Raw genomic sequence first — 14,555 nt, 5'->3', positions numbered from 1 at the left:
AAACCGGTTCGGCACGGATTTGGACCAGACCGTCTATGGCGTTACTCAGTGCGTAACTTCCGCTGATACGCAGCTGTGCGCATCTGTAGAAAAAGGCGGTATATCAGTTCAAATTCCTCCACTGTCGCGGCTCTGTGGTGAAACTGAAAGCGTCAGCCCAAGGATAGATCCCTCACATAATTGTAACCGATACAATCTCGGGTCGGTTATTAATTCTGGGGAAAGGACTGTCATTACCTAATCCACGGCTGACCAATAACGCTGGATTACTGCCATACAGCCCCTGACAAAAACGCGGGAAAAGACCCTGACCCGGTGCATAAAGTGACAGCCGTTTACCTAGGCGAACCTGACCGCCATGGGCGTGCCCGCAGAGCATCAAATCAAACGGAAAGCGGCAGTAAGAAAGCTCGTCGATCAAAGCGTAATGTTCAGGAAAGTGTGAAAGAACGATGCGCAGGCCATCCTGTTGCGATAAGGTGCGTAGTGGTTCACGGTTATCGGCATATTCCAGCGTTTTACACGCAGCCTTGATATAATCAAAACGGGAGACGGCCAAGCCTTCATCCAGCCCTAATATATGCACGGGGGACCCGTGCATATACCCGTCAAATTGGGTGTTTTCGAGAACAATTAACCCGACTGCCCTGAAGTTGTCGGCGATTTCAGGCCAGCGTCCAGAGCGGCGCTCGTGATTGCCTGGAATAAGAAAGCAGGGCGCAATGCGGTTCAGTGCTTCCAGTGTTTTGATGGTTGGCACAAGATTGTGGCAATCAGCGCTAAGTGTGTCGCCTGGGAATACGATCAGATCCGGAGTCAGCGCGCGTATTTGCGTAATTAAATTTCTATTATTTTTACCAAACTGTTTGCCGTGCAGATCGGCCAGACAAATAAGTCTTATTGGTTTCGGCAAACCGATATTGAGCGTGTGGCGGGTCACTTGCAGCACATTGTTTTGGTAATAGCTATAAGCGGCTCCGGCTGCACAAAGTGAAGCTGCACCTGTTATTAAGTGTTTCATAGCGTTTCTCACTCCTGACGGCGATATATTAGCAGGTCAAATCCGAGCTCAGTTTCCAGTCGGCTGGCTTGTTGAAGGCGATGGCTACCCTCAATCGGAGTTTTCCAGTAATAGGGGGTCATAGCAAATAGATCGGCTATCAGGCCGTTATCGGTCAGTATAGCGTGTGTACGGACGGGAATACGGCGTTCAAAAGTAAATCCCGAATAGATCGTTTCTTGATAGGTGTTTAAATATGGAGTCTCGTAAAGTAATTGTTTTAAGCCAAGTAGATGCCGTTCGCTTGCCACCGCCAAAAGCATCATACCGCCCGGCTTGAGTACACGCGCAAATTCGGTGGGAACAATCGGCGCAAAGACACTCAACAAGACATCGGCACAGGCATCTTGAACCGGAATTTCAAAGCAGCTTGCCACTGCCAGATGCAACGCCCGGCTGCGACCGGCCGCCGCCTTGACCGCCAGCTTTGAAATATCAAACCCGCAAATAACAGGCGATTGGCAGACCGATTCCAACGCGTGGCGAACGGCATCGGTATAGTAACCCTCACCGCAACCTGCGTCAATTAGCAGGGGGGCGGAGCGACCACGCAGTTCATCCGATATCAGTGTGCAGATACGATCCCTAAATGATTGGTAAATACCTGCATCCAAAAATCTGCGGCGTGCCGCTACCATTTCACGATTATCACCGGGCAGCTTGGTATGCATTTTATTAGGTGGCAAAAGATGCACATACCCCTGTGCTGCCTTATCAAAGCTGTGGCCACTGCCGCATTTGAGTGCAAAATCAGTGCCCTTTAGCGGTGCTTTACAAATGGGGCAGCGAAAAATACAATCCGTCATAATCAAATAACCCAACGAGTTGCCGGGTAGGTCCTTTCTGTTAAGCCTTTCGTACAGTGCCGCCGTTTTTAGAAGATCTGCCTCTTTTGGCCGCGGGCTTTTTGGCTACACTATACCCAAACGTACCGAGCTGCCGCCCTAGCTCATAATATGCACCATGTGCAAATGCAATAAGATCGGCATGGTTGAGCTGAAGCTTACCGCTTTTAGAAATAAGCGATTCGTCGGCGTTGACGGCGACAATGTCCGCCAGCATCATATGATGCGAACCCAGTTCCATTACATCGGTGATGCGGCATTCTAACGAAAGAGGGCTTTCGGCCAGCATAGGGCAGCTCAGCTGTGAAGCTGGTTCGGCTGTAAGATCACAAACGGCAAATTTATCGGTGTCACGCCCAGAGCGAACACCGCAAAAATCCACCGCGCGTAAAAGCCGACGAGTTGTAATATTAATTACGAATTCGCCTGATTGCCGAATCAGCGGGTAAGAAAATCGCTCCGGTCGAACCGAAATATAGGTTTTAGCGGGCTGGGTGTTGACGATTCCCGTCCATGCCACTGTAAAAACATTGGGTGCATCAAGCGTACCGCAGGTGACAAGTGCTGCGGGTAGAGGCGCCAGTAGGGTGCTGCCCTTCCAAGTTTGTTTAGCCATATGCTCTCCTTTATGATGAAAATTCTATGCGAGAATAAAAATTTGTTATCCAAGGTATTTTTGAAGTATATTGACCTTTTCTAAATAAACGGTGGAACTTTAAAACAAAAGGCAAATATTTTTACCTTTTTATTATGCGTTATTTTTAAAAAATTTTCAATTAAGGTGAAAAAGAATCCAATACTGATGCGCTTTGGGTGAGGTTTTGTGTCACCTCGGGTACAGGGTGATTCATAGGATGGTATCAGAATAACTTGAAAGGGGTTTTAGCTTTGGATTTTCGTCAGCAACAGGCGGCTATGTGCTATCCGTCGCATATGGTTTTGCCTACAATGGCACAAACAGACATGACCATGCCGGGAACTATGGTGCTGCCGCTGGCAATGGCATATGTCCCTATGCAGGGCTGGTCACAAACATATGATCCTGCGGTGGGCTTGCAGCGCGGAACGGTATTTCCTGAACTCGATCTGCCGTGGATGGTAATAGGGGGCGAATGCAAATGATTTATGATAACATGAGCTTGCCTGAAAACACACTGCCTCTGGATAATATTATATCGGCTCAAAATCCAAGAAGTATGCAAAACGCACCACAGAGTGGCATGGTGTCACCCAATATGATGCCGCACAACATGAATACAATGTTAGCCGCACAGGAAAACCGGAGTAGCACCAATAATAAATCACAGGCGAAGCAGCAGCTCGCGCATTATTGTTTTGCACTTCATGAAGCGGTTTTATATCTGGATACCCACCCAAATGATCAAAATGCACTGGAGTATTACCGCAGAAAACAGCAGCAGTTAATCCAGGCCAGCGAAAATTACCAAAAAGTTGTCGGTCCAATTCGGTCATGTATGGTTGACACCAACTCCGGTAGCTGGCAATGGGTTGAGACGCCCTGGCCTTGGGAAATTGAGGAGGATTGATTATGTGGAGTTATGAAAAGCGGTTGCAATTCCCTGTTCGCATTACAAATCCCAACCCCAAATTGGCACAGGCAATAATCACGCAATACGGCGGGCCCGACGGTGAGCTAGGTGCCTCTATGCGCTATATTTCTCAGCGTTATACCATGCCGCACCGTACCGTGGCCGGGCTGCTAACTGATATCGGCACCGAAGAGCTTGCGCATCTTGAAATGATTAGTGCGATTGTTCACCAGCTGACCAAAAATTTGAATGCCCAACAACTTGAAGAAGCAGGCTTTATGCCATATTACATAGAGCATACGCTCGGTGTTTACCCTTGTTCCTCTGCGGGAGATCCTTTTAATGCCTTGGCGTTTCAGTCAAAAGGCGATCCAATTACTGATTTAAGCGAAGATATGGCTGCAGAGCAAAAGGCTAGAACAACCTATGACAATATTCTGCGCCTGGTTGATGACCCCGATGTTCGCGCCCCGATTGTGTTTTTACGCGAACGCGAAATTGTTCACTTCCAAAGATTTGGAGAAGCGCTACGTATGGTGACTGAACAGTTAGATTCAAGAAACTTTTATGCCTTTAATCCGGCTTTTGACAAAGCGTGCCGGTAAAATAATTCTTTAGAAAAACTGGCCAACACTCTTTTGGGCAAGTAAACAGTTTTTGGGCAAAAGAAAAAGCCGCTCCGGAGAGGAGAGCGGCTTTTTTAATCTGCCTTACGGCAGTGTTCCGTTTAAAACGTACTACTTACGCAGCAGCGCCAGTGGTGGGGTTCTCAACGGGAGCCTCAACGTCAGGAACCTCAACAACAGCAGGAGCGTCGACGAGCTCTACGTCAGAGAAGACATAGGAACCGAGAACGCGGGTGTTGAAGTAGAAGGCCTCGTCAGACTCGTCGTAGTCGCAACCAGGAATAGCGGTCAGCTTGCCATCAACGATCTGGTAAGCATAAGCGCCATCTTCCATCTCATACATGAACTCACCAGTACGGTTAAACTTAGCATTGTTGAAGTTGATGAACTTCATAGTTGCGCCGGGGTTAGCATCAGCAATAGCTTCGTCAACGTTGGTGTTGTACTGGAACAGGATCTTGCCCTGGCCGGATACGTCAACAGTGAAGATGCCTTCGTTGTCGCCGCCCTTGGTGTTGCCAAAGGAAAGCTCTACTTCATCGTCATAGTTGAACTTGAGCAGATACTTGGTATCATACTTGAGGTTGTCAACATCGCCAGTTACCTCGTAGACAGGGTAATCCAGATAGTTCTTGTCATAGAAAACGTTAGCGGTGATGTCCTCGTCGTGATCATCAAACTCGTAATAAGAGTCGTCGCTATTCTTCTTGTTGAAGGTCAGAGTACCAATGATGTCAGAATCAGAGGTGGTGTCCTTGGCTTTGACCTTAACTTCTACGAAATATGCATAGCCGGAGGTAGCGAACTCAAAATCAGCGGGAACAGTTACGGAAGAGTTGTTGTATTTGGTGCCGTCACTGCCAGCAGCAACGCGCTTCTTGACGATAGAAAGACCGTCAACAAGATCGGAGCCCATTTCCCACTTAGCCTTAACCTTGAGCTTCTCTACATGTTTGTAATCTTCAACAGCAGCGCCGGAGTACAGAATCTGCCAGTAAGCAGCCTTACCATACTCAAGGGTAGCGTCCTTCATAGCGCCTTTGCCAGAGTCGATATCGCCGTCATACTTAAAGGGGCCTACGAGATCAAAAAGATCATTGTTATGATCCGCCGCAAAAGAAACTGCAGCCAGGCTCATAACCATTGCAACAGCCAGAACAAGAGCAAATGTCTTTTTCATTGGAATATTCCTCCTAAATTAAGTTTCATATCTTTCAGCCGACGCTCTCCAACACCGGTAGAAAAATCATATGTGTGTAAAACAAGGCCAAAAAGAGAGAAAGTAAACGTTAACCTTGTTTTGCGGTTAAGTAACCCTCTATTGGAAGATTACTGTAAACATCATAGCATATCTTATCCATGAATGCAACAGGTTTGTTATAATTTTGTAATTATTTTTCGCTAAGAAATTACAAAAATGCAATAATGTTGGCAGTGGTTTTAAGTTTGGCAATTAATACACAATTCTTCAACTAACATTAATTGTCCTGTTTGAGGATCGGCGCTGACGATGAAACCGCAACAGTTTTCTACGCGCCAGTCATAAAATTGACGCTTAGGGCTGGCGAGAGCGGCCATTATTGCCATAATGCTTCCTCCGTGGATAACACAGGCGGCTCTCGAAATATTATCGCAAACCAACTCATCTAAAATACCGCGAAAGGCAGCAACGCAGCGATTTGAAAAATGTTCAGCACCCTCACCACCCGGGGGAGGCAGTGCGCCTGATGACGTGATCCATTCCCGGTAATAGGGGTCAGCAGCAAGCTGGGCATATGTTTTGCCTTCGCATATTCCGAAATCTGCCTCGCGTAGGTCAGTTACCTCACGCAGAACATGGTTTGGGTATAAAAGCGCGGCTGTTTGACGGCAGCGGAGCATAGGACTGCAGTAAACTCGAAGCACCGATGGCATAGAACGGGCAGCAACGTGAGCAAGTTCAATACCCTCGCTGCAGAGGGGCTGGTCAGTACTTCCTATGTATTGACCAGCAAGATTTCCGGCGGTTATAGAATGACGTACCAATAAAAGTGTAAGAGGGAAATTCATATTCCTTTTCCTTTCGATGCATACTTCTATAAAATGAGTTCACATCTGCATGTAAAATAAACAGAAAAAAGCCGCCGCCACTCTGGAGAGGAGGGCGACGGCCTTAAACATTTAACTAATTAGTTACAACCCTTTACTTAGGCAACTGCACCAGTGGAGGGGTTGGTAACAGGGGGAACGGGGGTGGTGGGAACGTCGGGAGTCTCAACAGTGGGAGTCTCGACGGTGGTGTCCTCGAGCTCAAGGTCCATGTCGGAGATGACATAGGTGCCCAATACACGAGTATTAAAGTAGAAGCCCTCGTCATACTTGTCGAACTCAGCGCCGGGAACCTCAGAGAGGGTGCCGTCAGCATTGAGCTGATAGAGGAACTGAGCATAGTCTTCATCGCAAGCAAGGAACATCTCGCCTACACGGTTGAACTTTGCGCCGTTGCCATTCCAGAAATTGAGCTCAGCAAGAGGATACTTGGAAGCAACCTTGGATTTGAAATCGGTATCATAGTATACGAGCAATTTGCCCTGGCCAGAAACGTCAACGGTGAAGATAGAACCGTCTTCGAACTCAAGGTCGGTCTCATCGTCATAGTCGAACTTCAGGGAGTAGTAGGTCTCGTCCTCAAGCTCGGGGGAGCTGCTGCCATCGATGACATAGCTGGTGCTAGAACGGTAGGAGTTTGCCCAGTCGACGTTGAGGCTGATATCCAGCTCAAGATCGTCAATCTTGGGAGCCTTGGACTTGCTCAGGGTCAGGGTGCCGATAACGTCGGTGTCAGCGGTGGAGGTAGTAGACTCCATCGCAATAGCGAGGAAGTAGTAGTAGTTACCGCTGGTTGACTTGCCAGCTTCAGGCTTCTCGTAGTCGTAATTGTCACTAAACAGCTCATCAGCATACATAAAAGCATCGCCGCTATTGTACTCATTTTCAGAGGCAGTAGTAGGTTTGCCATCTGAACCATACTTGTAGTATCTACCGGTATTGTCGCCGGTTGCACTTTCTTCGTTGGTGACCTTCTTCTTAACGATAGAAACACTCTTGACGAGCTTGGAGCCCTCTTCCCACTTGGGCTTAACCTTCAGGTTGCTGACAACCTCGGACTCAGTGACAAGAGACTTGTCGCCGCTTGGATTGCCTTTTGAATCAATGTCGCTCTGAAGGAGTGCATAGTAAGCGGTTTCGCCATACTCAACAGTCTCATCCGTGAGCACCTTATCGTCGGCGTCATAAGAGAAAGGACCGTGCATGGCTACGACTGGATAATAAAGTTTGCCATCGTCGGTTTTCTTAGTGAAAGGACCATCGGGAGTGCCGGTAATGATATCCGCCGCGAACGAAGTAGCGGACATGCTTGCAATCATGGCAGCAGCCATTGCAAGTGCAAAAAACTTCTTCATAAAATGAAATCCTCCTTAAATTTTTCTGATGCCGGGGCTCTCCAACCCAAGCACCAGTTCTTGTAAGAAGTATAACACACACATTTTCCAATTGCAATACCTTTTTAATGAAAATTGTAAGTAATTTGAGAAAAATAAGGCCACATAATTACAAACTGGTAACAAAGCTCTGGGGGATAGAAATTTTATTTCGAGAAGGAAAAATGCTGTTTATCAAAAATGTAAATGTAATGATTGGTATTGGTCATAGCGATTAGCCAGTTATTTTACAGTAAGAATAGTCTTAAAAAATCGACGGGCGATAAATTCGCCCGTCGGTAAAGGTTAGGATATTACTATTTCGCGTATTCAATTGCGCGGGTCTCGCGAACGACATGCACCTTGATTTGGCCCGGATAGTCCAACTCTTCTTCGATTTTTTTGACAATGTCACGAGCGATAATGATCATGCCATCGTCATCCACAACCTCGGGCTTGAGCATCACGCGCACTTCGCGTCCTGCTTGGACGGCATAACATTTTTCAACACCGTTGAAGGAAGTTGCAATTTCCTCAAGCTTTTCAAGACGCTTGACATAATTTTCGAGGTTTTCGCGGCGTGCGCCGGGGCGCGCAGCTGAGATGGCGTCGGCCGCCTGTACAATACAAGCGATCACGGTGCGCGGCTCAACATCGTTGTGATGCGCCTCAATTGCGTGGATAACCTCGGGGGACTCCTTGTATTTCTTGGCAAGGTCGACGCCGATGGCGACGTGGGAGCCTTCAATTTCGTGGGTCATGGATTTACCGATGTCATGAAGCAGACCGGCTCGGCGGGCGACGGTGACGTCGGCACCGATTTCGGCGGCGATCATGCCAGAGATGTAAGCGACTTCAGTGGAATGCACCAAAACGTTCTGGCCGTAGCTGGAGCGATAACGCATTCTACCCAGCAATCGAACAAGCTCGGGATGCAACGAACCAACGGATGTTTCGAGAACGACGCGTTCGCCATCTTGCTTAATCTTGGTTTCAACCTCTTTACGTGCCTTGTCCACCATCTCTTCGATACGGGCGGGATGGATACGCCCGTCGTTGATCAGGCGCTCCAGAGCAATACGCGCGATTTCGCGCTTGACAGGGTCGTGGCTCGAGAGCGTAATGGCCTCGGGCGTGTCATCAATGATGAGATCGACGCCGGTGAGTGTCTCAAGCGCACGAATGTTGCGACCTTCTCGGCCGATAATGCGACCTTTCATCTCGTCGGAGGGCAGCGGCACAACCGATACAGTAGTCTCCACCACTTGATCTGCCGCGCAACGCTGAATTGCCAGCGAAATGATGTTGCGGGCCTTGACGTCGGCTTCCTCTTTCAGACGAGCCTCCATCTGTGAAATTCGCAGAGCCTTTTCGTGGGTTAGCTCACCCTCAAGGTTTTTAAGCAGATAGTCCTTGGCCTGCTCAATGGTAAACCCGGAGACTTTCTCCAGCATTTCAAACTGGCTTTTTTTGACCAGCTCAGCCTCCTCAAGTTTCTGCTCGGCAGATTTAAGTTTGGCCTGAAGGGCTTCTTCTTTCTTATCGAGATTGTCGACCTTCTTGTCGATCGTCTCCTCCTTGTGCTGCACGCGGCGCTCCAGCCGCGAAACCTCGGTGCGCCGCTCTTTGATCTCGCGCTCGGCCTCGGTTTTGAGTTTGAAAATTTCGTCTTTAGCTTCGACAAGGGCTTCTTTCTTTTTACTTTCCGCTGATTTTATTGCTTCACTAACGATACGTTTTGCTTCAGTCTCGGCTGTGCCGAGTTCCTTTTCTGCTACATTCTTTCTATAATTAACGCCTGCGGGAAAGGCAATAACAGCACCGATTACAAATGCAATGAAACCGCATATTACATAGGGCAACATGAAATAAAAAATCCTCCTTTCGCTCTTTTATATTTTGGGCGCCTGTGTAATGCGCTGACTGTATAAACAGCCAAAAATATTTTACATTTTTATTAGATTTCTGTCAAGAAATTTTAAACACAAAACCTGATCAACCAAAGGAAAATATAAAAAAGTGGTATAAGCGGACTCTATCGGACAAAGCTGTAACTAATCGGCTGGACGATTGCGATATTTTGTAAATGCTCTGTTTTTATGACGTGTTGCACAATAATAACAAGTGTTATAGAGAGAAAAAGATCAATTTAAGGGTGACAAAAGACTACTTTTGAAGTCAGCCTAATAAAAAAGCCTGTAAGCGCGCTAAATAGATTTGCCGCCCAGGGAAATAATACTCTCTAAATATCTTTTGATTTTATCGGTTTGCAAATTTCATGGTTTGGCAAAATATACATTATATCCGCCATAAATATGCCGATACATCGCCCAGAATTAAGTATGGAAGGTGGCGTTTTGCAGGAAAAGCGACGTATTGGCTGAAAATCTGTTGACAAGCGAAGAACACAGTGATAGTATCAAGGCAAAGCTTCATCCAAACAAACCTTTGACGGGGAGGCCCACAAAAAACATATCAGAGATAGACCGTCGTTGGGCTGAAAGCGGTCTTTGTGGATTTTTGTAACTGTGCTACCACCCCTGAGTGCGAAATTAAGGCGTTGGCCCCAAGTTCGCCGCATTGACAGCGTTAACAGTCGGCAGAGTGGTGTCTTTTTGCCCTGACGGGCGAGTAGATGCAATTCGGGTGGAACCGTGGAGTTACCTATTATAATGCTTCACCCCGTGCTGGGGTGGAGCTTTTTTGTATTCGGACAGCGATGAAAACCGAGAAAGAGAGGAAAACTATTTATGGTAAAGATTTCTTTAAAAGGCGATGTTGTAAAAGAGTTTGACCAGGGAACGACCATAGCCCAGATAGCGGCTGCGCTTGGTGCAGGCTTGGCTAAGGCGGCCTGTGCAGCAAAAGTTGATGGAAAGGTTTGCGACCTGCGTACCCCCGTTGTGGCCGATTGCTCGGTGGAAATATTGACCTTTGATGATGTAGATGGTAAAAAGGCGTTCTGGCATACTGCGTCACACATTCTGGCACAGGCGGTTCAAAGGCTGTTCCCCGGGGCGAAGTTTGCCATCGGCCCCGCGGTTGACAACGGCTTTTACTACGATTTTGACGTGCCGACTTCTTTTACGCCGGAACAACTTTCTGCAATTGAGGCCGAGATGGCCAAAATCGTCAAAGAAGATATTCCGCTTGAAAAGCTAGAGTTAGATGTACCCGATGCGTTGGAAAAGATGAAAGACCAGCCTTATAAGGTTGAGTTGATCAATGAGCACGCCGGTAAGGGTGAGAAGATCAGCTTCTATGTGCAGGGCGATTTTGTCGATCTCTGCGCTGGCCCCCACCTGATGAGCACCGGCCCGGTCAAGGCCATCAAGCTAACTGCCTGTACGGGTGCCTACTGGCGTGGTAGTGAGAAAAACAAAATGCTCTGTCGTGTTTATGGTACGGCTTTCCCGAAAAAGAGCGCACTTGAGGCGTACCTCGCCGCCGTTGAGGAAGCAAAAAAGCGCGATCACAACATCATCGGCCGACAGCTCAAATATTTCTGCACTTCCGACTATGTCGGTCAAGGCCTGCCACATCTGATGCCCAAGGGTGCTAAGCTGTTCCAGATTTTAAACCGCTATGTACAGGATAAAGAGGAATATGAATACGGCTATGTGATGACTCGCACGCCGCTGATGGCAAAGTCCGACCTGTATAAGCTCTCAGGCCACTGGGATCATTACAAGGATGGCATGTTTGTGTTGGGTGACGAGGAGAAGGATAAGGAAGTATTCGCGCTGCGCCCCATGACCTGCCCGTTTCAGTATCAGGTTTACCTCAATGATATGCACTCTTACCGTGACTTACCCATTCGCTATGGCGAGACTTCGACACTGTTTAGAAACGAAGCCTCTGGTGAGATGCACGGTCTGATTCGTGTACGACAGTTTACCATTTCTGAAGGACATCTGGTTCTTCGCCCCGAGCAGCTTGAGGAGGAATTCCGCTCCTGCGTTCGGCTGATTCAGGAGATCATGACTGATATTGGCTTGATCGACGATTTAACCTATCGTCTTTCTAAATGGGATCCGAACGACACCGAAAAATATATCGGAACGCCTGAGATGTGGAACGAGTCTGAGGGGCTGATGCGCGGTATTCTTGACCATATGGGAATGAAGTATACCGAAGCGGTTGGCGAAGCGGCATTTTACGGCCCCAAGCTCGATGTTCAGATCAAAAACGTGCACGGCAAAGAGGATACGCTCTGCACCGTCCAGATAGACCTTATGCTGGCGCGCCAGTTCAATATGACCTATATCGACGCCGACGGCGAAAAGAAATACCCCTATATCATTCACCGCACTTCGTTGGGCTGCTACGAGCGCACCATTGCGTTGCTGCTTGAAAAATATGCCGGCGCGCTTCCAATGTGGCTTTCGCCCGAACAGATTCGCATCCTGCCCATTGGTGATAATCAAAGCGCTTATGCCAATGATGTGGCCAAAAAACTACGCGCTAAGGGGTTGCGCGTAACGGTCGACGAGCGCCGTGAGAAGATCGGCTATAAGATCCGCGAAGCCCAGCTAGAGAAGATCCCCTACATGCTGGTTATCGGCGAGAAAGAGATTGAAGCCGGTGGCGTGGCAGTACGTTCCCGCAAGGAGGGTGACAAAGGCACCATGCCGGTTGAGGAATTTATCTCGGCCGCCGTTGCTGAGGTGGAATCTAAGGCAAAATAAACTCAAGAATAAAGCCGCCGGATAAGGAATAACTTTCCTTATCCGGCGGCTTTTTAGCATAATCTATCCAACCTATGCAATATTTATATGGAATTTCAGCACTGATAAAGCAGCGAATATAACAGCTTGAAAAGAGGATTTTAACGAATGAGACCCATTAAAAAGCCCATTGTGGCAGTGGTTTTAGTGATGCTTGCCACGTTTTTGCTGCTGGGCTGTCATCAAAAGGATGATAAAGCCACTTTTTCTGCCACGGTTATGCGGGTGGACGAAACATCGGTGTTGGTGCGCCCCGCTGAAGAAACATCAGAGCGCAAAAGCGCCGATCTTATTTCGATAGGACTTACCGACGCCGAGATCACCGATGCCAAGGGCAATGTTCTTTCAGTGCCATCGCTTGCGGTGGGGTTAAGGGTGGATATCACTTATAGCGGCCCAATTGCTTTGAGCTATCCGGCTCAGATTTACGGTTGTTCTAAACTGGTGGCGCACCTTAATCAGGCTCAACTGCCGAATCCGATGATTGCGTTTGACACGCCAGATTTTAGGTTTGTCGCAGGCTTTGCTTTGGAAGGGATGCCTGAAACAATCAGTACGGACGGCGTCTGGTTGATTTCGGGAAAGGTCGCGCAGCTTGATGTGCGTACAGCCGATGGCGTGGAGGGCATGCTACGCTGTGCGAAAAATACCGGCGAAGATATCAGTGGGTTATATGGCGTAAGCTTTGATACACAGACATTTAAGCGGTTCGGAGATGTGACGGCGGAGCTTTCGTCTACAGAAAACGGCAAAGCGCTCGCCCGTTGGCAGCGCGACGGCTACGATTTTATTTTGTGGTTCCCCGAGATTGACAGCGACACTTTTCTGGCGACAGCGGAATCAGTCATCGGTGGGGTAAAAGCAGTTGGTGGCTTTTAAATATGTTTTGAATGATGCCTCATGTGGCGATGTATAGCTTTGACCAGTTAAGTTTAGCTTATTGCCCCACAGTGGTACCAATTTTATTAAAAGGAGAAGGGTTATGAAAAAGCTTTGCATAATAATGATGTTCTTGCTGGTTGTCGTAGGGGTTGCCGCTTGTGCACAAGATGTAAGTGCTCCTGTGACTGATAGCGGTGTTAAAAATGTGCCTAGTAGTGTGACAGAAGATCCCAGCAGCGCGGTAGAACTGCCTACTCGTGGAAACGACACGTCGGCGCAGGAGCCTGCGTCCAGTATTTCTGAACCGGAAGAAAACCTGCCTGTCACATCTGATGTATCCTCACAGCAGTCACCTGCCCAGATCATTAAAGCCGACAGCTCCAGTGTGGTTTTGCGCATGCCAACGGAAGTAAAATTCGGCGAAGCAGCGACCACCACGATCGTCAATAACAGCTCCTATCAGATCTCTTTCGGCGCAGATTATACTTTTCAATATTATATAAATAACGAATGGATTGATCTTCAAAATGAAGAGGGCAAGGAGCGCATGTGGCTCGAATGGGCCTGCCTTGTCGAACCGCAGGGGGACGCGCCGCTCGATTTTGTAATTTATCAGGATGAATTTACCACAGCATTGCAGCCCGGAGAATACCGCCTTCTAAAAAACATCTACCCACGGGTTGAGGGAATGGATTCTCATTTTGAAATAACGGGCAATTTCACAATTAAATAGTTAAAAGCGCTTGAAGCGGTTATAATACCTCCGCCTTAAGCGCTTTTTAATCATTTTATTAAAAAAATCCGCGTTTTTTTCCGTTTAAAGGTTTCAGCTTAATTTTTGCCGCTGTTGCACCATAGCCAAACCGCGTGGAAAAGCGGTCATGTAGATTATCCTGCAAAAGCTCGCGCACCTCGGCGCGCTGCTGTGGGGTGATGGCCCGGTGCGGTAGCATAATTGACTGCGCACCATCGAGATAAAGCAAAAACATGTTGCTCAGCTCAAATCCCAAAAACATATCAGAAAGCTTTATGGTCGAGCTTTTGCCATTGTGTGGCGTGTCGATTTTAAGGGTGCCGCGCGCAAAGGTCAAGGTAATGTCTTTGGACAGTATGCTTTCTTTATTCTTTGAATACTTCAAAATACCGTATTCAATCTGCGCGCAGAGAATGATGGCCCAAACCAGATAGCCAAGGAAAATATAGGCTGGCAGCATAAATACCGGCATTAACCCGAGGTAGGATCCAGCTGTACAGATGGCGGCAACAATGGCTGAAAGTGCAAAAATACGAAAACCAATGCGGTGCCGGGTAACAGCCGCAAAATAAACCGCCGATCGGTAATTGGCTATTGAAGGGGCATAGGTAAAGACGAGGTCGTTCATATGGTAGGCTCCTTATTACTTT

At 47.8% G+C, this 14,555-nt stretch carries 14 protein-coding genes; 6 read left to right on the top strand and 8 right to left on the bottom strand.

Translation table 11 applies throughout. The features are described 5' to 3' along the window. Positions 1–172: 172 nt before the first annotated feature. From RBH76_07140 to RBH76_07130, 3 genes are read right to left on the bottom strand one after another with little or no spacing between them, the layout of a single operon-like run. Positions 173–1,021, bottom strand: coding sequence for a metallophosphoesterase (locus RBH76_07140; protein ID WMJ82516.1), 849 nt, complete (start codon positions 1,019–1,021; stop codon positions 173–175). A gap of 8 nt (positions 1,022–1,029) precedes the next feature. Continuing rightward, on the bottom strand, positions 1,030–1,866 hold the full coding sequence (locus RBH76_07135; protein ID WMJ82515.1) for a methyltransferase domain-containing protein: 837 nt from the start codon (positions 1,864–1,866) through the stop codon (positions 1,030–1,032). 40 nt (positions 1,867–1,906) lie between these two features. After that, the gene (locus tag RBH76_07130; protein ID WMJ82514.1) at positions 1,907–2,521 is read right to left on the bottom strand and encodes a flavin reductase family protein; all 615 of its coding nucleotides are present in this window, start codon (positions 2,519–2,521) and stop codon (positions 1,907–1,909) included. A 272-nt stretch (positions 2,522–2,793) separates the two neighbouring features. On the opposite strand from RBH76_07130, the gene RBH76_07125 reads away from it, so the two are divergent. Genes RBH76_07125 through RBH76_07115 form a run of 3 tightly spaced genes read left to right on the top strand, consistent with a single transcriptional unit; the run spans position 2,794 to position 4,060 of the window. After that, positions 2,794–3,027, top strand: coding sequence for a spore coat associated protein CotJA (locus tag RBH76_07125; GenBank protein ID WMJ82513.1), 234 nt, complete (start codon positions 2,794–2,796; stop codon positions 3,025–3,027). Then, positions 3,024–3,452, top strand: coding sequence for a spore coat protein CotJB (locus RBH76_07120; protein WMJ82512.1), 429 nt, complete (start codon positions 3,024–3,026; stop codon positions 3,450–3,452). Before RBH76_07125 ends, RBH76_07120 begins: the two co-directional genes overlap by 4 nt. A 2-nt stretch (positions 3,453–3,454) precedes the next feature. Continuing rightward, positions 3,455–4,060 carry a manganese catalase family protein gene (locus tag RBH76_07115; protein ID WMJ82511.1) on the top strand — a complete coding sequence of 202 codons (606 nt, stop codon included), beginning with the start codon at positions 3,455–3,457 and terminating at the stop codon, positions 4,058–4,060. A 136-nt stretch (positions 4,061–4,196) separates the two neighbouring features. Here RBH76_07115 and RBH76_07110 read toward each other — a convergent pair whose 3' ends face one another. The 4 genes from RBH76_07110 to rny form a co-directional block, all read right to left on the bottom strand. Beyond that, complete coding sequence (locus RBH76_07110) at positions 4,197–5,261, bottom strand: hypothetical protein (protein WMJ82510.1); 1,065 nt, start codon at positions 5,259–5,261, stop codon at positions 4,197–4,199. A gap of 260 nt (positions 5,262–5,521) precedes the next feature. Further along, positions 5,522–6,130: a histidine phosphatase family protein gene (locus RBH76_07105; protein ID WMJ82509.1), complete on the bottom strand. Its 609-nt coding sequence runs from the start codon at positions 6,128–6,130 to the stop codon at positions 5,522–5,524. 137 nt (positions 6,131–6,267) lie between these two features. Beyond that, positions 6,268–7,524 carry a hypothetical protein gene (locus tag RBH76_07100; GenBank protein WMJ82508.1) on the bottom strand — a complete coding sequence of 419 codons (1,257 nt, stop codon included), beginning with the start codon at positions 7,522–7,524 and terminating at the stop codon, positions 6,268–6,270. Positions 7,525–7,859: 335 nt separating this feature from the next. Beyond that, entirely contained in the window at positions 7,860–9,407 is a 1,548-nt protein-coding gene (gene rny / locus RBH76_07095; GenBank protein ID WMJ82507.1) for a ribonuclease Y, read from the bottom strand. Between the two features lie 885 nt (positions 9,408–10,292). On the opposite strand from rny, the gene thrS reads away from it, so the two are divergent. From thrS to RBH76_07080, 3 genes are all read left to right on the top strand, one after another. Then, positions 10,293–12,230, top strand: coding sequence for a threonine--tRNA ligase (gene thrS, locus RBH76_07090; protein WMJ82506.1), 1,938 nt, complete (start codon positions 10,293–10,295; stop codon positions 12,228–12,230). 147 nt (positions 12,231–12,377) lie between these two features. Continuing rightward, a complete protein-coding gene (locus RBH76_07085; protein WMJ82505.1) occupies positions 12,378–13,148 on the top strand; it encodes a hypothetical protein in 771 nt (256 codons plus the stop codon). 103 nt (positions 13,149–13,251) lie between these two features. Further along, positions 13,252–13,884: a hypothetical protein gene (locus RBH76_07080; GenBank protein WMJ82504.1), complete on the top strand. Its 633-nt coding sequence runs from the start codon at positions 13,252–13,254 to the stop codon at positions 13,882–13,884. A 58-nt stretch (positions 13,885–13,942) separates the two neighbouring features. Here the strand turns inward: RBH76_07080 and RBH76_07075 are convergent, their stop codons facing one another. After that, positions 13,943–14,533, bottom strand: a complete 591-nt coding sequence (locus tag RBH76_07075; protein WMJ82503.1) for a YcxB family protein — start codon at positions 14,531–14,533, stop codon at positions 13,943–13,945. Positions 14,534–14,555 lie beyond the last annotated feature (22 nt).

The sequence above is a fragment of the Oscillospiraceae bacterium MB24-C1 genome, from assembly GCA_030913685.1.
In the GTDB taxonomy this organism is placed as follows: Bacteria; Bacillota; Clostridia; order Oscillospirales; family Ruminococcaceae; genus Yanshouia.
Note: the sequence above shows the minus strand (reverse complement) of the source record. Positions and strands in the feature narration are given on the sequence as shown.

What these genes read in the sequence shown, in the direction of transcription:
- RBH76_07140 (WMJ82516.1), bottom strand. Translation starts at nt 1,021, where the DNA reads ATGAAACACTTAATAACAGGTGCAGCTTCACTTTGTGCAGCCGGAGCC.
- RBH76_07135 (WMJ82515.1), bottom strand. Translation starts at nt 1,866, where the DNA reads ATGACGGATTGTATTTTTCGCTGCCCCATTTGTAAAGCACCGCTAAAG.
- RBH76_07130 (WMJ82514.1), bottom strand. Translation starts at nt 2,521, where the DNA reads ATGGCTAAACAAACTTGGAAGGGCAGCACCCTACTGGCGCCTCTACCC.
- RBH76_07120 (WMJ82512.1), top strand. Translation starts at nt 3,024, where the DNA reads ATGATTTATGATAACATGAGCTTGCCTGAAAACACACTGCCTCTGGAT.
- RBH76_07115 (WMJ82511.1), top strand. Translation starts at nt 3,455, where the DNA reads ATGTGGAGTTATGAAAAGCGGTTGCAATTCCCTGTTCGCATTACAAAT.
- RBH76_07110 (WMJ82510.1), bottom strand. Translation starts at nt 5,261, where the DNA reads ATGAAAAAGACATTTGCTCTTGTTCTGGCTGTTGCAATGGTTATGAGC.
- RBH76_07105 (WMJ82509.1), bottom strand. Translation starts at nt 6,130, where the DNA reads ATGAATTTCCCTCTTACACTTTTATTGGTACGTCATTCTATAACCGCC.
- RBH76_07100 (WMJ82508.1), bottom strand. Translation starts at nt 7,524, where the DNA reads ATGAAGAAGTTTTTTGCACTTGCAATGGCTGCTGCCATGATTGCAAGC.
- rny (WMJ82507.1), bottom strand. Translation starts at nt 9,407, where the DNA reads ATGTTGCCCTATGTAATATGCGGTTTCATTGCATTTGTAATCGGTGCT.
- thrS (WMJ82506.1), top strand. Translation starts at nt 10,293, where the DNA reads ATGGTAAAGATTTCTTTAAAAGGCGATGTTGTAAAAGAGTTTGACCAG.
- RBH76_07085 (WMJ82505.1), top strand. Translation starts at nt 12,378, where the DNA reads ATGAGACCCATTAAAAAGCCCATTGTGGCAGTGGTTTTAGTGATGCTT.
- RBH76_07080 (WMJ82504.1), top strand. Translation starts at nt 13,252, where the DNA reads ATGAAAAAGCTTTGCATAATAATGATGTTCTTGCTGGTTGTCGTAGGG.
- RBH76_07075 (WMJ82503.1), bottom strand. Translation starts at nt 14,533, where the DNA reads ATGAACGACCTCGTCTTTACCTATGCCCCTTCAATAGCCAATTACCGA.